The sequence below is a fragment of the Pseudoalteromonas sp. QJM3NY_12 genome, from assembly GCF_056173165.1.
On the sequence record NZ_CM149661.1, the window covers coordinates 551,426 to 570,098 of the forward strand.

At 40.6% G+C, this 18,673-nt stretch carries 19 protein-coding genes; 10 read left to right on the forward strand and 9 right to left on the reverse strand.

What is annotated here, in order from left to right:
- Positions 1-20 precede the first annotated feature (20 nt).
- The 6 genes from murC (at position 21) to lpxC (ending at position 6,656) form a co-directional block, all read left to right on the forward strand.
- Positions 21-1,430, forward strand: coding sequence for a UDP-N-acetylmuramate--L-alanine ligase (gene murC / locus AC0VZ5_RS02630; protein WP_219986106.1), 1,410 nt, complete (start codon positions 21-23; stop codon positions 1,428-1,430).
- Entirely contained in the window at positions 1,427-2,347 is a 921-nt protein-coding gene (locus AC0VZ5_RS02635) for a D-alanine--D-alanine ligase (RefSeq protein WP_010390703.1), read from the forward strand. The genes murC and AC0VZ5_RS02635 overlap by 4 nt, the downstream gene beginning before the upstream one ends.
- Before the next feature lies 1 nt (position 2,348).
- Complete coding sequence (locus AC0VZ5_RS02640; RefSeq protein ID WP_008465294.1) at positions 2,349-3,110, forward strand: cell division protein FtsQ/DivIB; 762 nt, start codon at positions 2,349-2,351, stop codon at positions 3,108-3,110.
- 13 nt (positions 3,111-3,123) lie between these two features.
- Complete coding sequence (gene ftsA / locus AC0VZ5_RS02645; RefSeq protein ID WP_008110678.1) at positions 3,124-4,356, forward strand: cell division protein FtsA; 1,233 nt, start codon at positions 3,124-3,126, stop codon at positions 4,354-4,356.
- 21 nt (positions 4,357-4,377) lie between these two features.
- Positions 4,378-5,637, forward strand: a complete 1,260-nt coding sequence (ftsZ, locus tag AC0VZ5_RS02650; protein ID WP_198522534.1) for a cell division protein FtsZ — start codon at positions 4,378-4,380, stop codon at positions 5,635-5,637.
- A 107-nt stretch (positions 5,638-5,744) separates the two neighbouring features.
- Positions 5,745-6,656: a UDP-3-O-acyl-N-acetylglucosamine deacetylase gene (lpxC, locus tag AC0VZ5_RS02655; RefSeq protein WP_010390707.1), complete on the forward strand. Its 912-nt coding sequence runs from the start codon at positions 5,745-5,747 to the stop codon at positions 6,654-6,656.
- 87 nt (positions 6,657-6,743) lie between these two features.
- Here the strand turns inward: lpxC and yjjG are convergent, their stop codons facing one another.
- The 3 genes from yjjG to AC0VZ5_RS02670 all read right to left on the reverse strand — a co-directional run bounded on the left by yjjG (position 6,744) and on the right by AC0VZ5_RS02670 (position 9,036).
- Positions 6,744-7,418 carry a pyrimidine 5'-nucleotidase gene (gene yjjG, locus AC0VZ5_RS02660; protein WP_464710068.1) on the reverse strand — a complete coding sequence of 225 codons (675 nt, stop codon included), beginning with the start codon at positions 7,416-7,418 and terminating at the stop codon, positions 6,744-6,746.
- Positions 7,419-7,429: 11 nt separating this feature from the next.
- Positions 7,430-7,969 (reverse strand): inosine/xanthosine triphosphatase, encoded by a 540-nt coding sequence (yjjX, locus tag AC0VZ5_RS02665; RefSeq protein ID WP_475474137.1) that lies wholly within the window; start codon positions 7,967-7,969, stop codon positions 7,430-7,432.
- A 167-nt stretch (positions 7,970-8,136) separates the two neighbouring features.
- Entirely contained in the window at positions 8,137-9,036 is a 900-nt protein-coding gene (locus AC0VZ5_RS02670) for a phosphoribulokinase (protein WP_475474138.1), read from the reverse strand.
- 115 nt (positions 9,037-9,151) lie between these two features.
- Here AC0VZ5_RS02670 and AC0VZ5_RS02675 point away from each other — a divergent pair, with 115 nt between their 5' ends.
- Together AC0VZ5_RS02675 and AC0VZ5_RS02680 are read left to right on the forward strand one after the other, a co-directional pair.
- Entirely contained in the window at positions 9,152-10,024 is an 873-nt protein-coding gene (locus AC0VZ5_RS02675; RefSeq protein ID WP_475474139.1) for a TolB-like translocation protein, read from the forward strand.
- 79 nt (positions 10,025-10,103) lie between these two features.
- Complete coding sequence (locus tag AC0VZ5_RS02680; protein ID WP_008114788.1) at positions 10,104-10,469, forward strand: hypothetical protein; 366 nt, start codon at positions 10,104-10,106, stop codon at positions 10,467-10,469.
- Positions 10,470-10,574: 105 nt separating this feature from the next.
- Here the strand turns inward: AC0VZ5_RS02680 and AC0VZ5_RS02685 are convergent, their stop codons facing one another.
- The 6 genes from AC0VZ5_RS02685 to AC0VZ5_RS02710 form a co-directional block, all read right to left on the reverse strand.
- A complete protein-coding gene (locus tag AC0VZ5_RS02685) occupies positions 10,575-13,148 on the reverse strand; it encodes a M1 family metallopeptidase (RefSeq protein ID WP_475474141.1) in 2,574 nt (857 codons plus the stop codon).
- Positions 13,149-13,254: 106 nt separating this feature from the next.
- Entirely contained in the window at positions 13,255-13,935 is a 681-nt protein-coding gene (locus AC0VZ5_RS02690; RefSeq protein ID WP_138608067.1) for a site-specific integrase, read from the reverse strand.
- Between the two features lie 88 nt (positions 13,936-14,023).
- The gene (locus tag AC0VZ5_RS02695) at positions 14,024-14,374 is read right to left on the reverse strand and encodes a DUF2750 domain-containing protein (protein ID WP_475474144.1); all 351 of its coding nucleotides are present in this window, start codon (positions 14,372-14,374) and stop codon (positions 14,024-14,026) included.
- Positions 14,375-14,385: 11 nt separating this feature from the next.
- Entirely contained in the window at positions 14,386-14,970 is a 585-nt protein-coding gene (locus AC0VZ5_RS02700) for a glutathione S-transferase family protein (protein ID WP_475474146.1), read from the reverse strand.
- A gap of 69 nt (positions 14,971-15,039) precedes the next feature.
- Entirely contained in the window at positions 15,040-15,321 is a 282-nt protein-coding gene (locus tag AC0VZ5_RS02705) for a peptidylprolyl isomerase (RefSeq protein ID WP_008114778.1), read from the reverse strand.
- Between the two features lie 75 nt (positions 15,322-15,396).
- Entirely contained in the window at positions 15,397-15,966 is a 570-nt protein-coding gene (locus AC0VZ5_RS02710; RefSeq protein WP_138608063.1) for a glutathione peroxidase, read from the reverse strand.
- A gap of 88 nt (positions 15,967-16,054) precedes the next feature.
- Here AC0VZ5_RS02710 and AC0VZ5_RS02715 point away from each other — a divergent pair, with 88 nt between their 5' ends.
- Together AC0VZ5_RS02715 and AC0VZ5_RS02720 are read left to right on the forward strand one after the other, a co-directional pair.
- Complete coding sequence (locus AC0VZ5_RS02715) at positions 16,055-16,543, forward strand: GNAT family N-acetyltransferase (protein ID WP_178954974.1); 489 nt, start codon at positions 16,055-16,057, stop codon at positions 16,541-16,543.
- Positions 16,544-16,654: 111 nt separating this feature from the next.
- Positions 16,655-18,649: a sensor histidine kinase gene (locus tag AC0VZ5_RS02720; protein ID WP_475474149.1), complete on the forward strand. Its 1,995-nt coding sequence runs from the start codon at positions 16,655-16,657 to the stop codon at positions 18,647-18,649.
- Positions 18,650-18,673 lie beyond the last annotated feature (24 nt).

The window sequence follows — 18,673 nt, forward strand, 5'->3', positions numbered from 1 at the left end:
AAAAATATACACGCCCTGCGATGCGCCGCATTGAAACTATTCACTTTGTAGGAATAGGTGGTGCAGGTATGGGCGGTATTGCAGAAGTATTGGCTTTTGAAGGTTACCGTATTACTGGCTCAGATATAGCGCATAGCGCCATGACCGAGCGTTTAATTCAAGCGGGCGCTGAAGTATTTATTGGCCATCATGAAAATAATGTAAAAGACGCTAATGTGGTGGTGGTTTCAAGTGCAATTGATAAAACAAACCCTGAAATTCAAGCCGCGCAAGCTGCGCGTATTCCGGTGGTTCGCCGTGCAGAAATGTTAGCTGAGCTGATGCGTTTTCGTCATGGTATTGCTATTGCCGGTACCCATGGTAAAACCACAACAACCAGTTTAATTGCCAGTATCTATGCACAAGCAGGGCTCGATCCAACCTTTATTATTGGCGGTTTATTAAATAGTGCTGGCAGCAATGCTAAAGTAGGCAAAAGCGACTTTTTAATCGCTGAAGCGGATGAAAGCGATGCTTCATTTTTGCATTTACAGCCAATGGTATCGGTGATCACTAATATTGAAGAAGATCACATGGAAACTTACGGCGGCAGCTTAGAAAAAATGAAAGATACTTATGTTGAATTCATTCATAACCTGCCGTTTTATGGGCTAGCTGTAGTGTGTATAGATTCAGACGTTGCTGCAGAATTAATCCCTCGCTTTGGTCGTCCGGTTATCACTTATGGTGAATCGCAAGATGCTGACTATCGAATGAGTGAATTTAGCCAAACAGCCAATACATGCCAATTTACTGTTACTAATAAACAAGGCGAGAGTTTAACCGCCAAGTTAAATATGCCAGGTAAACACAATGCCCTAAATGCAACCGCAGCGATTGCGGTGGCAAAAGACCAAAACATAGCTAATCATGCAATTTTAGCGGCATTAGATACTTTTGAAGGCATTGGCCGTCGCTTTCAGCATTATGGTGAATTTGAAAACGAATGCGGTAATGTGATGTTAGTAGATGACTATGGTCATCACCCATCAGAAGTGGCAGCTACCATCACCGCAGCGCGAGAAGGCTGGCCTGATAAGCGTTTAGTGATGGTTTATCAGCCGCATCGCTATACCCGTACTCGCGATTTATACGAAGATTTTGTGAAAGTACTCGCTGAGGTTGATCAGTTGCTATTGCTTGATGTTTACAGTGCAGGTGAAGAGCCGATTGTGGGCGCTGATAGTAAGAGTTTATGCCGCAGTTTACGCCAGCGTGGCAAAGAGCCATTGCATGTGGCTTCAAGCTCAGAGCTTGCAGGTGTACTTGCTAACTGCCTACAAAATAATGACTTAGTACTTACGCAAGGCGCAGGTAACATAGGTCAGCTAGTTAAAAGTTTAGCAGCAACAAATATGTCGATAGAAAAATTAAAGCAAGGTGAAGTATGACACAGGTAAGTTCCCAGTTTGGTAAAGTAGCGGTGCTGCTAGGTGGAAACTCAGCAGAGCGCGACGTGTCATTAAAATCTGGTCAAGCAGTCCTTAATGCACTTCTTGCCTGTGGCATTGATGCGATTGCGTTTGACCCTCAAAATCGTTCATTGTGGGAATTAAAAGACTTAAATGTTGATCGCGTTTTTATTGCGCTGCATGGCCGAGGTGGTGAAGATGGCACAGTACAAGGTGCTTTAGAGTTTATGAACTTGCCTTACACCGGCAGTAATGTACTGGGTTCAGCATTAGCAATGGATAAAATTCGTTGTAAGCACTTGTTTAAATCGGCAGGCTTAAGCACAGCACCTTATGCGGTAGTTGATGCTAAAAAAGGCTTTGATGCTAAAGCAATTATCGATGAATTTAAAAAAGTGATGGTAAAACCATCGCACGAAGGCTCAAGTATTGGTATGGCACAAGCAAGCTCTGCAGAAGAGCTTGAAGATGCGCTCAGCAATGCATTTAAGTTCGACAGCCAAGTATTGGTAGAGCAGTGGATCTCGGGGCGCGAATTTACAATTACGGTGCTTGGTGATGAAGTACAACCTGTGATTGAAATGAGCACGCCAAATGGTTTTTATGACTACCAAGCTAAATATCAGTCAAGTACGACACAATATCATTGTCCTGCTGATTTATCACAACCGGATACCCAAAAACTACAAGCAATGGCACTAGATGCGTTTGATTTGGTGGGTGCAAGTGGCTGGGGTCGCGTCGATGCAATGCAAGATCAGCAAGGCCAATTTTACTTGTTGGAAGTAAATACAGTGCCAGGCATGACAGAAAAATCATTGGTGCCAATGGCTGCAAAAGCCAATGGGGCAAGTTTTGAGCAATTAGTTGTTCGCATTTTGGAGCAAACCCTTTAATATGCATCCCTTTTTAGAGAAAGCGCAGCAACTAAAACAGCAACTTAACTGGTCGCTGATTTTTGGAGTGAGCTTTTTTCTGGCTGTGGTGATTGGGTTAATTGAAATAACCAATGGGGTTTCCCATTGGTTAGTTGCAAATAAAGATGCGCAAATTAAGCATCTAACGGTGTTGGGGAGTCCCAAATACACTGATGAAAAAGCAATAACTACCGCGATAAAAAAAGCGGATTTAAGTAGCTTTTTTGAGTTAAACGTAAAGCATGTTCAGCATTTAGTGCAAGAACTACCTTGGGTTGCAACGGTATCGGTAAGAAAGCAATGGCCTGATACTATCCAAGTTTACGTGGTAGAGCATCAAGCGGTCGCTCACTGGAACAGTGATTTATTGATTAACCAAAGCGGTGATGCGTTTGAGGCTAAAAGTGATAAATTAAGTGCCACATTACCCCAGTTATATGGGCCAGAAGGCAGTGAAAAAGAAGCATGGGTAGCGTTTAAACAGTTTGATGAAATGCTTAAAGTAAATGCACTAACGCTCACTAGCCTTGCGCTATCTGAGCGGTTTTCGTGGCAACTTTGGTTAGATAATGGCGTGCGTTTAAATTTAGGGCGCAAGGATAAAGCCAAGCGTGTACAGCGTTTTATAGACGTTTATTCACGCATAGAACAACGTGCTGATGCACAAATAGATGCAATTGATTTACGCTACGATACCGGCCTTGCAGTGAGCTATAAGCCAATGCAAGAACAGCAATTATAATAAAGAGTAAGGCATGACTAAGTCAGCAGAAAGAAACCTAGTGATTGGATTAGACGTAGGCACTTCGAAAGTAGTGGCCACGGTAGGTGAAATCACCACAGATAACAAGCTCAGCATTGTTGGCGTGGGGAGCCAAGTATCTTATGGAATGGATAAAGGCGGCGTTAACGATTTAAATTTAGTGTCTGAGTCTATTCGCCGCGCAATTGATGAAGCTGAATTGATGGCTGATTGTCGTATTAGCTCGGTTTATTTGGGTATTTCTGGCAAACATATTCAATGTCAGAACGAAAGCGGTGTTGTCGCTATTAATAATACTGAAGTAACCGATGAAGACATTGAAAATGTAATCCATATTGCTCGCTCAGTACCAATTTCAGCTGAACGCAAAATGTTGCATGCCTTGCCACAAGAGTACAGCATTGACATGCAAGAGGGGATTAAAAACCCACTCGGCATGAGTGGTGTGCGTATGGAAGCACGCGCGCACATTATTACCTGCTCCAACGACATGGCTAAAAATATAGAAAAATGTGTTGAACGTTGTGGGCTTGAAGTTGACCAACTTATATTCACTGCACTTGCCTCTTGTTACTCCGTACTGACGGACGATGAAAAAGAGCTAGGTGTTGCGGTGCTAGATATCGGTGGTGGTACTATGGATATCACTATTTATATTAATGGTGCACTGCGTCATTCTGCGGTTATTCCGGTGGCGGGCAACCAAGTAACCGGTGATATTGCAAAAATATTTCGTACACCTATATCACATGCAGAGTCACTCAAAGTACAATATGCCTGTGCAAGTAGCCAAATGGCGAGCAGCGAAGACACGATTGAAGTGCCAAGCGTAGGTGGGCGACCAGCAAGACTGATGTCTAGGCATACGTTGTCTGAAGTGGTTGAGCCACGTTTTAGAGAATTATTTGAACTGGCGATGGAAGAAATTCGTCGCTCAGGATTAGAAGACCAAATTGCAGCAGGTCTCGTCATTACTGGCGGAACTGCTAAAATGACTGGCGCAATGGAAGTGGCTGAAGATATTTTTCAGATGCCAGTAAGAATAGGTAAACCAATTGGTGTAGTAGGTTTAACTGATTATGTTGATGATCCATCGTACGCAACCGCTGTAGGTTTGTTACAATACGGGCGTACTATGCAGTCGATGAATGCACAAAAGTCGAAAGCGGATGATAATAATAATTGGTGGAACCGCATCACAAAATGGTTTCAAGGCGAGTTTTAGTACTCAAGTCGGAGAGTAAATATGTTTGATATAATGGAACAACACAGCGAAGAAGCTGTAATAAAAGTAATCGGTGTAGGCGGTGGCGGCGGTAACGCAGTTGAGCACATGGTAAAACAACAAATAGAAGGCGTTCGTTTTATCGCAGCCAATACGGATGCGCAAGCATTACGTAATTCAGCCGCTGATGTAACAGTACAATTAGGCACGCAAATAACCTCTGGGTTAGGTGCGGGGGCTAACCCAGAAGTAGGTCGTGAATCGGCTGAAGAAGACGCCGAAACCATCCGTGCTAGCCTTGAAGGCGCTGATATGGTGTTTATTGCGGCAGGTATGGGCGGCGGTACAGGTACCGGTGCTGCGCCAGTCGTGGCTAAAATTGCTAAAGAGCTGGGTATTTTAACTGTTGCTGTGGTAACCCGTCCGTTTGATTTTGAAGGTAAAAAGCGTGCCGCTGCTGCAGAGCAAGGTATTAGCGAACTATCTGAAATTGTGGACTCGTTAATCACTATTCCAAATAACAAGTTACTAAAAGTATTGGGTAAAGGAACAACTTTACTGGATGCATTTGCTAAAGCAAATGACGTATTGTTTGGTGCGGTACAAGGTATTGCTGAGTTAATTACTCGCTCGGGTCTAATTAACGTGGATTTCGCCGACGTACGTACTGTTATGTCTGCAATGGGCACGGCGATGATGGGTACAGCATCTGCATCGGGTCCTGATCGTGCACAAGAAGCAGCAGAAGCTGCTATTTCAAGCCCTCTTTTAGAAGACGTAGATTTAACCGGTGCTAAAGGCATTTTGGTTAACATTACTGCGGGTATGGATATCGCGATTGAAGAATTTGAAATTGTGGGTAATCACGTTAAGGCGCTAGCGTCTGAAAACGCAACGGTTGTTGTTGGCGCGGTAATTGACCCAGAAATGACGGATGAGCTACGTGTAACCGTGGTTGCAACTGGCTTAGGCGGCGATCGTCGTCCACAGTTTGGTATTGTAGATAACGGTTTCAAAAAAGCGTCAGGTTCTGATGTAACTAGCTCAAGCACACAAACAAGCAGCAGCATGTACGTACCTAGCTTTGCAAGCCAAGGCACAAGTGCGACTGAAGAGCCTGCAACGACATCGCAAACTGAATCAAAAGAGCAAAGCAGCACATCGACTAGCTCTTCAAGTTCAGCAACGAATACGTCGTCAAGTAGTGCTAATAAAACAGATAAGTCTGAGGGTGGCGATTATTTCGACATTCCTGCTTTTTTACGTAAACAAGCAGACTAATTAAAAACAGTACTTTTGTGCGAAATGTGAACAAATATTGTAGTTATACCGTATTTATGTTACACTCCGCCGTCTAACTGTAATATATACTTAAAGTGAGCGAACCTATGATTAAACAGCGTACGATTGCACAAGTAGTCAAAGCCATAGGAATTGGACTTCATAAAGGTGAGAAGGTCACAATAACTCTCCGACCTGCGAGCGCAAATACTGGGATTGTATTTCGTCGTGTCGACCTTGATCCGGTTGTTGATTTTGAAACAACACCTGAAGCCGTTGGTGATACGCAATTGTGTACCTGTTTAATCAACAAAGATGGTGTTCGCTTATCAACTACTGAGCATTTAATTGCAGCTGTTGCGGCCATGGGTATCGACAATCTAATTGTTGAACTTGATAGCTCAGAAGTTCCAATAATGGATGGTAGTGCATTGCCATTCATTTATTTATTACAAAAAGGCGGCATTGAAGAGCAAAATGTTGCAAAACGCTTCATTCGTATTAAAGAAAAAGTACGTATTGAAGAAGGCGACAAATGGGCCGAAGTAGAACCTTACGACGGATTCCATATCGATTTTGAAATTGCCTTTGATCACCCTGCAATTAATGAAAGCCGCCAACGTATTGGTTTAGATATTACCGCACAAAGCTTCACTGAAGAAATCAGCCGTGCGCGTACTTTTGGCTTTATGAAAGATATTGAATACATGCATGCTAATAACCTTGCACTAGGTGGTAGCATGGATAGTGCAGTGGTACTTGATGAATTTAAAGTTTTAAATCCAAACGGTCTGCGTTACCCAGACGAGTTCGTCAAGCATAAGATACTAGACTGTGTAGGTGACATGTTTATGACAGGTCATAACCTTTTAGGTAAAGTAACTGCATTTAAATCAGGTCATGATTTGAATAACAAGTTACTACGCAAAATTATGGCAACCGAGTCAGCATGGGAGTGGGCAACCTTTGAAACGCCTGTTTCGATGCCTGCACCCGGCCTTGAATTAGCAAACGCCTAATCAGTTAATCGCTTACATACAGTTATAAAAAATGACGCTAATTAGCGTCATTTTTTTTGGCTGTTTGTCAGCACAATCAGTCAGGTATTACAGACCTAAAATAGTTTGTAACTGTTTTAACTCAGTGACTTGGTACGTTGGCTTAATACCTTCAGGTAAGATTACTCCAGGGTGCTGTAACCAGCAGGTGTCTATGCCTGCATTTTGTCCACCAAGAATATCACTGCTGGCGGTATCACCTACCATTAAAATTTGCTCTTTAGGTGGATTCCCCATTAAATTAAAGGTGTGCTCAAATATCTCTTTTGCAGGTTTAGCAATACCTACTTTTTCAGAAATTACCAGCCAATCAAACATATCTTGCAGCCCAGTATGCGCTAAACGACGTGCTTGCAGCTGAGAAAAGCCATTAGTGATAATACCTAAATTGGCATGAGGTTTAAGGGCGTTTAATAATTCAACCGCACCGGGTAAAGGCATGCAAATTTCAGCCATTGCCGATAAAAAATCATCATTGAGCTGCTGGGCTGGTACATCAAGTTTATTTGCCAGCTCACTAAAACGAGTTACTTGCAGATGGTTTGCGGTAATTTCGTTATTTTGATAGGCAATCCATAGTGGCTTATTGGTGTTTTGGTAATGGTCATAATCTGCTTTGGTAAAATCCATGTCATAAGCAGCCAACATTTTTTGTAAGCCAGCAAAGGCATTAAAGCTAAATAAGGTTTCGTCGGCATCAAATAATACGTAGTTATACTTCATTAAAACATCCGTTATTGATTATATAAAGTGGGATTAAGAAAAGGGGCCATGGCGAGAGTCAGCGCTTGAGTATAGGTACTTTCTCGTGTTGCATGATGATCAGTTAATAAACCAATAGCACCCCCTTGCTGCTTAATATTGGTGGTATTAAAAGCCTTATCCATCACATCTCCGAGCTCTTCACCTTGCAGCAATGCTTTATAAAAAACAGAAGGCAAAGGTAAGTTACTGCTTCGTCCTGTAACTTGCTGTGCGCCGTCATCAATAACAACATAGGCAAAGGTTGCTGCACCATAGCTAAATTGCGCTGCGCCGCCTTCCATCGCTATGTAGTAGTCTGCTTGATGCTGTGCTTTACAGTAGTTAACTCGGTTTTGCGCTCCCAAACACGTTTGTTCTTCGCCTATAGGCTGTTCGGGTACATCAGAGGGGGCGTGTACGCCACTACATTTAATTATATGCTCAGGGAAATACATCGCAAAAATGTGTTTAGCGGCATTTACTTTTACTGGGTTTTTAGACCCGACAACAATTTTAATGGCTTGCGACATACTACTCTCATCATACTTAAAATCAGCAGTGTACGTGAGTTAGACTAAACAAAAAAGAGCAGAATGTATTTGCGATCACTTGATAAAAGAAATGATCAGCTCCATAGGATCATTGTATGTTGTTAGATCTTCTAAACCAAAAAGTCTCTAACAGATTATCGATACACTTAAATAGGAATTTCAGGTGGGGCTAATTTTGCTAAGGCGCGTTTTTTCAAAATAATATCTTTGATCAGTGGCGTAAGCACTAGCTCCATAGCGAGTCCCATTTTGCCACCGGGTACCACAAGCGTATTGATCCGCGACATAAAGCTGCCTTCAATCATGCGTAAATAATACGGGAAATCAACGTCATCAATACCCCTAAAGCGAATAACGACAAAGCTTTCATCAAGGGAGGGGATATCTTTTGCGCTAAATGGGTTGGAGGTATCAACGGTGGGTACTCGCTGAAAGTTAATATGGGTACGAGAAAATTGCGGCGTTATATGATTAATGTAGTCATCCATACTGCGCACAATCGAGTCCATTACTTTTTCACGAGAATGGCCTCGCTCAGAGGTATCGCGAATAAGCTTTTGGATCCACTCAAGGTTAATAATTGGTACCATGCCTATGAGTAAATCAACATGCTTAGCAACATCATGATCTTCGTCGACTACGCCGCCATGTAAGCCTTCATAAAACATTAAATCTGTATTTTGCTCAAGCTCTTGCCAAGGAGTAAATGTTCCAGGTAATTGGTTATAAGGTACGGCCTCATCAAAGGTATGTAAATAACGACGCAGTTTACCTTCGCCTGTATCACCATACTTGGTAAATAAGTCTTCTAATGCACCAAAGTCATTGGCTTCTCGGCCAAAATAACTTATGTGTTTACTTTCTTGTTGGGCTTCTCGAATTTTCTTGTCCATTTCAGGACGTGTGTAACGATGAAAGCTATCACCTTCAATAAATGCAGCATTGATATCGAGGCTGCGGAAAATATGCTTCACGGCATTGGTGGTGGTTGTAGTGCCTGCTCCAGATGAGCCGGTGATTGCAATAATAGGGTGTTTAGCTGACATGTTTGTTCTCTTTTTTATGACCCGTTTGTTATAAAGACCTTACTAAGCTAGGTCAAGTGACGTCATCAGTAAATAACGTTATCATGAGGTGCTTAAAATTAAAACGAGAGAAAGCATGAAACTGATCAAACCGTTGTTAGGGCTAATAACAATTAATGCTTTAACATTGGGCGTTGCCCAAGCAAATATGCCTAAAAGTCAAATACTGCTTGCCGATTTAAATACTCCGCATGGCATACGCGTAAGCATTGTTAGTGATAAAACTAGCTACAACAATCAGCCCCACTTAACCGATACGGGCCTTTATTATACGCGTGAGTTAATCAGTAATAATCAGAGCCAAACTGATATTGCGCTTTACGATTTATCATCAAAACAAACCTCTATGATCACCAATACAGCTGTAAGTGAGTATTCGCCAACAGTAACACCGAGTAGTGATAGTTTATCTGCCATCGTGGTTGAAGAAGATGGCAAACAAAAATTATGGCAATATCCGCTGAGCACAGAGCAGGCGCCAAGTCGTATTTTTGATTGGATTGAGCCTGTGGGCTATCACGCTTGGGGTAATAACAACGATTTAGTGATGTTTATTTTAGGTGAGCCACATACATTACAATATACCTCGGTTGTTGCGGCTAAAGGTGAAGTTGTTGCAAATAACATTGGTCGCACACTTATTTACGATAAATCGCAAAGTGAATTTTTATTTAGTCATAGTAAAAATGGCCAGCACCAGTTAGCCCGTTTTGACCCTCAAACCAAGCAGGTAAGCAACATCCTTAGGTTGCCAAACCAAGTACAAGACTTCATCTTAAAAGATGAAAATACCATTGCTTACGCAATTAAAAACCGTATCTATCAACGAAAACTAACAGCAGGTTCTGACATATCTCAATGGCTTGATTTAAGCCAATATTGCGATACTGAAATTAGCCGGTTGAGTTATAAAAATCAGCAATTAGCGTTTGTATGTAGTGTTAAATAAACACTAAATAATAAATTTCGGACTTTCACTCATGCATGAGTTAGTCTGACCCTAACTATTAAATAAAAAGGAAAGTCACGTGGCATTTAGCGCAGACGAGTTAACAGAGCAGCTGATAAAACTAGAGTGTAGAAGTAATTTTAAAATAAAAAACATTGCTGAGTATATGCTAGCAAACTCTAAAGAAGCGTTTTACACCCATGCCGAAACGGGGAAAGGCAAAATTGTGATCCGTCCTGCATTTGAAGTGTTTAGTGATGACTTTACTGATATTGATGGGGTTGTGCGTACTCAAGGCTATTTTCATAGTAGTGAAATGACCCGTTTTCCCACTCGTATTTATAAAAGCGCACAGCCTATTCATTATGGTGTCGCTTTTAAAATTAACTCTGAACAAGCGGCAAAAGAGTTTATAGCTAAGCTAACGATGATTATTGGTGGTTAATAGAATGGTGCAGGGCTAAAGGCAAAAGGTGCAAGATAAAATCTTCAACCTTTAACCTTTAACCTTTAACCTTTAGCCTTTAGCCTTTAGCCTTTAACCTTTAGTTTATTTACTATTCAAAAAGCTATTTACTGATTTGAGTTCACGGTTTTTAAGTGCAATACAGTCATTCGTACTTTCTGCAAGCTTACTTAATGTGCGCGCATAGCCAGGTACGTCATCAAGTTTAGCGTCAAAGAACGTTTGCGTTGTCGCTAAACTTTCAGCATCACAGCTAGCAGTAGTAAAGTAAGGTAAGTTAGGCACAAAAAATGGTGGCAAACTTGCTGTTACTTTATCGTAGTTGCTATATATCCAATCAATAAAGAGTGCTTGGCGTTCATCGGTGTAACTTTGCCCCGATAAAATAGTACGCATATCAGAAGCGGTTACTTCATCGGTTAAGCTATATGCAAGCACTGCTTTTTGGAGTTCAGGTTTACCAAAATAACCCATTGCTGCCAACATATTGGTACGAACTTGTGGATCTTTAGTGGTTTTAAAGGTTGCCATAAACTGATCAAGCAGCGCTTTATCACCATGAAAAGCCGCAAGACGTAAGTAAGTACCCGCTAAATAAGGGTCTACTTTTTGTGGATCTTTTAAGTAAGCAGCTGTTTGCTGCTTAGCTTTATTGATCACATTTTTATCTTCACCATCAAAGCCTAAGCGTGATACCACCGCAGCTCGCAGTTGAGCAATAGCGCCATCCTCACCCATTTTTGCTTCTAGGCCATATTTTTTAGCGGCAGGCATGACTGCATTTTGAATAAATGTAGGCCATAAATCTTTGTTGCTATCGTCTTTAAAGGTACGTTGCTGAGATGCTAAATAACCTAAAGCAGTGTTAGCTACGCGTGGATGACTATCACTGGCAAATACTTCAAGCGTTTGCATCAGCTTAGCCGCAGAAATTACACCTGCGTCAAGTAAGGCGTCAGTAGCTGATAACAATGCAAGGCGCTCGCGGTCGTTTAATACGCTTGCTGCATTATCAATTAGTGCGTTAAATTGCGCATCGTCCATGACCCAGCGGTAGTAACCTAGCGCACCTTGGTCTGGATATATCCACTCTGGCTCAAAATCTAACTCTAGCGTTTGGTTTTGTTTATTAAGTAATACACTGGCAGTTTTTACTTTATCGCCTTTACCGTACTTAATGGCAACGGGTACATTCCAAAGTTGGGCTGGAGCATCAACACCGGCATTAGCAAAACGGCTTTGCGAAATAGTGATAATTTTACCTTGCTGATCAACCTTGATTAAAGGAAATGACGATTGTTCAATAAATGATTTTAAAACACTCGCCACATCTTTATTTGAAGCCTTACCGAGTGCTTCCCATAAATCGGCGGCTTCGGCATTTTTATATGAGAACTCTTTTAAGTAATTTTGAATACCAGCTTGAAATGCATCTTCACCAATCCAATTTTCAACCATCGCCAGTACTGAGCTACCTTTGCTGTATGCAAGGCCTAAACCGTCCATAATATCGGCTTCAGTTTTAATTGGTTTACGAATTGGCTTAGTGCTTAAGCGAGCATCTAACGCCATTACATTGTTTTGTGGTAAATCTAGGTGTGATTCAAACTCAGGGTTAAGTTGCTTAGTAATTTTTGCTGCCATCCAGCTAGCAAACGCTTCGTTTAACCATAAGTCGTTCCACCACTTCATAGTCACTAAGTTACCGTACCATTGGTGAGCTAATTCATGGGCAATAATAGAGACATTACGTTGCTTTTTACTACGCGTTGCAGCTTCTAAATCAACCAGAAGAATATCTTCGCGGTAAGTCACTAAACCTGAGTTTTCCATTGCCCCAAACGGAAACTCTGGAACAGCCACTGAATCTAACTTTTTATATACGTAAGGAATACCAAAGTACTCTTCAAGTGCGCCCAGTACTTTAGGCATATTCTCTTTTGCATACTGTGCTAAATGAATTTTACCCTGTGGAGTAATTACACGGCCAGGAATTGGCATACCCTTAATCTCTAGCTCTTCAAACGGGCCTACAGCCATAGCTACTAAGTATGATGGAATTGGTGGCGTTTTATCAAAGTAATGGGTAGTCATATCGCCATTCACTGTCGTTTTTAACTCAGGTGTATTTGAATACACTTTTTGTGAAGTGGGGGCGGTAATAGTTAACTGAAATGGAATTTTATAGCTTGGTTCGTCAAATACAGGAAACGCTCGACGGGCATCGCTCATTTCAAATTGGGTGAAAAGATAAGGAACGCCTTGATCTAGGGTTTTATATAGCCCCACACTTTGGCGATTATATGGCGCTGAGAAATCAATTTTTAAAGTGTATTTACCCGGCTGAATTTGCTCTTCGCAGCTAAATTTAACTTTACCGGTTTTAAGCATTTCGCTGTTTAAGTCGCAGTTTTGCTCACCCAATAGTTGAACCATTTTGGTTGCGTAATCAACACCATTAAGTTCAATGTAGTGTGTTGGTTTAAGCACCTCCAAACTGATTTCAGTCATTCCTGTAAAAGTATCCTGACTTGGGTCGAGCGTTAAAGCAACTTTTTGTGAACTTGGCTTTGCGAGTTTTTCAATGACGAATTCATTAGCGTTAGCAGCATTCATCGCAAGCGCAACGCTCACGGTTAAGAGGCTTTTAAAAAACATAGTTATCCCTAGATTTTTGTTGTTAGAAGAGTGAGTACACTCCATCCTAACAGCTTTTTTTGCTAGAGTAAGCGAACAACAATAAGGAAAAGAGTAACAAAGTTTGTCAGTGGCTATCTCGTGCTAAAAACCGCTGCCAATGGGTGTAGGAATTGATAACACGAATTTGTTGTAAAACGGTATTAAGCAATTTGGTATCGGCAAAATGCTCATCAGAGTAATCATTAAAGCCCATTAAGTAATTGAAGCAGTCTTTAGAGCCTGCTTGCAGGGCATAAATACGAATTTGCTGCTCAAAGTTAAGCCGCAAACTACTAATCGCGGTTTTCATTCCGAGTTGATCCACGGAAGGAATTGCACATTTTTGCAAATACCCCGCACGTTCGCCCTCGCCTGAAAACCAAATGCGTACTTTTTCACTGTAGCGTCCTGTTTTTGCTGGGAGGTCAAACAGTAAACGTGTGTGTTTTTGCGCTTTTACGTAGGCTAAATAATCATTAAGTCCGGCCTTAATAAGGGCGTTATGTACAGGAATTAAACGGGGTTTAATTTTACCATGAGTATGAAAGCTAAAGCAGAGAATGTTATTTTTAACCACCAAGTCATCTAGGGTTAAATGGCCAATTTCATCACTATAAGCGCCACTGTAGTACGCAATTAAAGGCAGCCAAAAGTGCCAGTGCTTAGCTTGTTCGCGGGCAAGCCGAGTATCACTATAAATATATCCGGTATAGAGCGTATGTAGCTCCATAGCTGAGAATGGACGACGACCAAGATGGGTTTTCAACGCAGTACCTTGACAGTTTTTATTATTTTATACCCCAACTAATCGTTGTTGTTAATTGGGGGTGTGCCAGCAAATAAACAGTTAAAACTTATTCACTTAAAGCGCGAGCTAAACCAACGGGTTCAATTTCTACGCACACTTGATCGTCATTCCAATTTAAACCGACCAATGCATCATCTGATTTAAGGTCTTCAACCCAATCATCTAAAAATTCATCTAGGTTGATATCTACTGGGCTGTAGTCTTTCCACTCTTCTTTACACTGCTCTTTTGCTGCGTCTTCTGATTCCCACAGTAAAAGTACATCGGTGTCGTCAAACTGATTTGATTCACATACAACAAAGCCACCATCTTGTGCACCCAGTGCCCAGATCTGCTCACTAACACGTACTTTTTCTACAAAGCTAACTAGTTGTGATTCAATTTCGATATCGCTCATGTGTTCACCTTTTAAAATTTGAGTCGAGGGTTGGTATTTTTAGCCGCTTGACGCTGACTAAACGCTTCATAAAACTTAACTAACTGCGGCTGCGCGCTAAAATCAGTGAGTTCACGAAAGCAGATCCAATCTAGCAAGCAGTATAAACTGATGTTGAGGCATTCACAGCTTTTAAATTCATCATCGTTTAAATGATCATTTAAATAGTCTAAAGTTTGCGCAATCCGCTCATTTTGCAGATTAAAAAATAGTTTATCAGCTTGCGTGTCAAACCCAGAACGCTGACATATCAATAACTCAACCAATGAATCGTTACAGGCGTTGATGCTAGTTAAAAAATGCTCTTGCGGCCAAGTTAGCGGGTTCTGCTGTGTTTTTTCAAGTAAGTAACGCAGTATATTGTTTGAGTCGCTTAAGTTAAGCGAGTCATCAATTAAGATAGGGATTTTAGCTGCCGGGTTGTGCGACATCATTAAAGAACGATCATCGCTTGAAAAAATGTCGAGATTTATAAACTCAAGCTCACAGTTATTTTGTTGTGCCCAAATTCTGACACGGCGAACATAAGGGGAAGAAATAGAGCCAAATAATTGCATATTGGGGCTTTTGCCAACTCCACATAAATAAAAAGCCGCTAATGCGGCTTTATTAGTAAATCGATTTGCTTACTCTGAGCGGCTGGTTACTTCTAATAAGTGGTAACCAAACTGTGTTTGAACAGGACCTTGTACTTGGTTAAGTGGCGCTGAAAAAACCACCTTATCAAACTCAGGAACCATCATACCAGGTCCGAACTCACCTAATGCGCCACCATCTTGACCTGAAGGGCAATTAGAGTGCAATTTAGCCAGCTCTGCAAAGTCTTCACCTTGCTCAATTTTATCTTTAAGGTCTAAACATTGTGCTTCACTGTCTACGAGTATGTGCCTTGCACTTGCTACTGCCATAAAATCTCCTATTTATAAGTTTAGTTTTTTATCTACTAAGCAACATCTTAGTAAGGTTAAACTGAAAACACAAAATTAAAATGCACTTTTGATGGCGCTTTCTAATTTTGCTGAATCGGGTTTGACGCGGCTGTTAAAGCGAGTCACGGTTTGACGATCTGCCGAAACCACGTATTTATAAAAATTCCAGTTAGGTGAACTAGTTTTTGCATTTAAGTGCTTAAAAATAGGGTTGGCATCGCTGCCACGCACTGCGCTGGTGGCTAACATGGGAAAGGTAACGCCGTAATTTACATAACAGACTTTAGCCGTATCTTTTTCGTCATTTTCTTCTTGAAAAAAATCGTCAGATGGAAAACCGAGCACCACCAAGCCTTGCTCTTTATATTTTTTGTATAGCGTTTCTAGCCCTTCAAACTGAGAAGTAAAGCCGCAATTGCTGGCAGTGTTAACAATCAACAGTGGCTTATTTTTAAATTCACATAGATTAAGCGTTTCGGTTGAACGAAGCTTTCTCAGTGACACATTTGTGAAGTCATCGCAGGTATCTGTCTTTGCTGAAGGGCTATTAGTGTCTGCTGCATTGGTGGTTACAGATACACAGCCTAGAGCCAGTGTTAATCCGAATATTAATTTTCTTATCATGCGGTTACCTTGAACGCGATTTGATGGGTGTTTATGTAACTTATCATACGCTACTATAGGCGAAATTGATCAATTTTACTTATTTTCTATGACTATACGTTTAGCTAAACCTGATGATTTAACTGCTATTGTTGCCATTTATAATGAAACTATCCCTAGTCGAATGGTAACCGCCGATACTGAAGAAGTAACCGTTGCTGACAAACAACCTTGGTTTGATAGCCATACAGCTCAAAGACCTATTTTTGTTTACTGCGAAAATGACCAAGTATTAGCCTGGGTTAGTTATAAATCGTTTTATGGGCGCCCAGCTTACGATGGCACCGTTGAACTAAGCATCTACATTACATCAGCAGCCCAAGGAAAAGGGTTGGGTAAAAAGTTGATGCAATTTGCACAACAACAAGCAAAAAAGCTCGATATTGAAGTGTTACTCGGATTTATTTTTAGCCATAACGAACCAAGCATTAAATTATTTAAGCATTTTGATTTTGCAGTATGGGGAGAGTTGCCCAATGTTGCAAGGATGGATAACCAGCTGTACAGCCTGACTATTTTTGGTAAGCATTTAATGTAATCCCACAATCATAGGCAAGCAAAAATTACATTTATGTAGACGATTATGCCAAACCAAAAATTCTATACTATGCTGAAAAGGTGTTTAATTAATTCTTAAAAGTGTACATAAATGGCGCAAAAAATACTTATTATTGATAGCAGTAGCATGATTGCTATGCGCTTAAAAGTACTGCTTGAGCTAATTGGTTGTGAAGTTGAATTAGTTCATTATTCTATGTTTGATCAAAGCAGCAACATAGATGCGTACGATATGCTTGCCTTTTCACAAGGGACACCAACAAATCTGGTTGCTTCGTTGGTAAAACAAGCGACCCGACAATCATTTTTACTTTTAGCTCCCAAGGCTGAAAGTGGTGAATTGCTTGATGCATTTGGTAAATTAAACGAGCTTGTTCCAGATGCCACTATTATTTATCCATTTTTTTCTAATAAAGAAATCACTTCATTTATTGAAGATCTATTAGAAATAGGACCTGATCATATTTTTAAACTGCCTACAATTTTGTTGGTTGATCATGTTAGTGAGCGTTTAGAAATGCTAAAAAGTAGTTTAGTGGGTGCACATATAGAGGTATACACAGCTACAAATCATGATGAGGCACTTAATATTGCCAAACTCAGAATGATTGATATTTTAATTAGTGATTTTAGTTTAAAAGAAGGGCTCGGCTTAGATATATTTACCAGCCTTAAGCAGATACAGCCGCATAGCCGCTGCTTATTATTAACCTCGCGTCCTGCTCAGGTTTCTATGATTGAAGCAATTCGCCAAGGTGTTGAAGACGTTTTAATTAAGCCGCTCGACGACAATGTGTTATTACAAGCAGTACATAAGTTGTGGCAAACCGAATTGCTAAAACGTCATAACGCAGAGCTAGTTGAAAGACTACAAGATACAGTCGATGTACTTATTGAAAAAGACAGTTTGCTGCAAGTAATTTTTAAAAATACTCCCGATCCAATCTTACTTTTTGAACGTAAAGGCAAAATAGTAGAGGCTAACGACGCGTGCTTAAAGCTGTTTAATTTACCGTTTAAAAAGCTCATTGCTCACTCGTTATTTCACTTTTTAGATGACGATTCAGTAAAGGCAATAAAAGATAAAATATTGACTTTAAACAGTAATCGGCAATTTAGTTGCGACTTACACCTAGTCAATAAAGATGGCAGTAAAATTCCACTTGTCGGCTCGTTTAATGAAATTGATCATCATGGTGAAATAGCATTAGCGGTTATTTTTAAAAACGTAACCCATTTAAAACAAAAAGAAGATTTATTACTTGAGGCCAAAGATCTTTTAGAAGAGCAGGTCAGAGCGCGGACTTCGCAACTTGAGCATGCGAAAAACATTGCTGAAGCAGCTAATTTAAGCAAATCAGAGTTTTTGGCGAATATGTCACATGAGCTAAGAACCCCTATGCATTCTATACTAAGTTTTTCACGCTTTGGTATCAGTAAGCTTCAAGATGATGATTTTAGTAAAGATAAACTTTTAAAATATTTAACCCGAATAGAATCAAGTGGGCAAAGGCTACTGTCATTACTTAACAATCTACTCGATTTGTCGAAATTAGATGTAGGTAAATTCCCATTTAACCCGCGAGCATGCGATTTAACGACTATTGTTAAAACAAGCATTGATGATGTTGCTGGGATTGCCATAGAAAAAGATATTAAGATTGCATTTAAATCAGATAACCCACCAGTTGTAGCACAATGCGATGAAGAGCAAATTAATCAGGTACTTAGAAACGTATTGAGTAATGCATTAAAATTTAGCGAAGAACATAGCACTATCGAAGTTGCATTGGAAACAGACAATGGTTGTGCAAATATTGAAGTAATAGACAGCGGAATAGGTATACCAGAAGACGAGCTTGAAACTGTTTTTCAAAAATTTGTGCAAAGTAGCAAAACAAATAGTGGCGCAGGGGGGACAGGATTAGGACTTACGCTGTGCCGTGAATTTGTTTCTTTACATCAAGGAACTATAAAAGCCTGTAATAACGAACTTGGTGGGGCAACCATTAGCATTCAGGTTCCTTTGGAAATAAACCTCGATGAATATTTAGCCGATGAGCAATTAGTGAAAAATAGTAGCTAATAACCGAATTGTTTTAATGAACAC

Excerpts from the sequence above, each read along its gene's own strand:
- murC (WP_219986106.1), top strand. The coding sequence starts at position 21 with ATGCGCCGCATTGAAACTATTCACTTTGTAGGAATAGGTGGTGCAGGT.
- AC0VZ5_RS02635 (WP_010390703.1), top strand. The coding sequence starts at position 1,427 with ATGACACAGGTAAGTTCCCAGTTTGGTAAAGTAGCGGTGCTGCTAGGT.
- AC0VZ5_RS02640 (WP_008465294.1), top strand. The coding sequence starts at position 2,349 with ATGCATCCCTTTTTAGAGAAAGCGCAGCAACTAAAACAGCAACTTAAC.
- ftsA (WP_008110678.1), top strand. The coding sequence starts at position 3,124 with ATGACTAAGTCAGCAGAAAGAAACCTAGTGATTGGATTAGACGTAGGC.
- ftsZ (WP_198522534.1), top strand. The coding sequence starts at position 4,378 with ATGTTTGATATAATGGAACAACACAGCGAAGAAGCTGTAATAAAAGTA.
- lpxC (WP_010390707.1), top strand. The coding sequence starts at position 5,745 with ATGATTAAACAGCGTACGATTGCACAAGTAGTCAAAGCCATAGGAATT.
- yjjG (WP_464710068.1), bottom strand. The coding sequence starts at position 7,418 with ATGAAGTATAACTACGTATTATTTGATGCCGACGAAACCTTATTTAGC.
- yjjX (WP_475474137.1), bottom strand. The coding sequence starts at position 7,969 with ATGTCGCAAGCCATTAAAATTGTTGTCGGGTCTAAAAACCCAGTAAAA.
- AC0VZ5_RS02670 (WP_475474138.1), bottom strand. The coding sequence starts at position 9,036 with ATGTCAGCTAAACACCCTATTATTGCAATCACCGGCTCATCTGGAGCA.
- AC0VZ5_RS02675 (WP_475474139.1), top strand. The coding sequence starts at position 9,152 with ATGAAACTGATCAAACCGTTGTTAGGGCTAATAACAATTAATGCTTTA.
- AC0VZ5_RS02685 (WP_475474141.1), bottom strand. The coding sequence starts at position 13,148 with ATGTTTTTTAAAAGCCTCTTAACCGTGAGCGTTGCGCTTGCGATGAAT.
- AC0VZ5_RS02695 (WP_475474144.1), bottom strand. The coding sequence starts at position 14,374 with ATGAGCGATATCGAAATTGAATCACAACTAGTTAGCTTTGTAGAAAAA.
- AC0VZ5_RS02700 (WP_475474146.1), bottom strand. The coding sequence starts at position 14,970 with ATGCAATTATTTGGCTCTATTTCTTCCCCTTATGTTCGCCGTGTCAGA.
- AC0VZ5_RS02705 (WP_008114778.1), bottom strand. The coding sequence starts at position 15,321 with ATGGCAGTAGCAAGTGCAAGGCACATACTCGTAGACAGTGAAGCACAA.
- AC0VZ5_RS02710 (WP_138608063.1), bottom strand. The coding sequence starts at position 15,966 with ATGATAAGAAAATTAATATTCGGATTAACACTGGCTCTAGGCTGTGTA.
- AC0VZ5_RS02715 (WP_178954974.1), top strand. The coding sequence starts at position 16,055 with ATGACTATACGTTTAGCTAAACCTGATGATTTAACTGCTATTGTTGCC.
- AC0VZ5_RS02720 (WP_475474149.1), top strand. The coding sequence starts at position 16,655 with ATGGCGCAAAAAATACTTATTATTGATAGCAGTAGCATGATTGCTATG.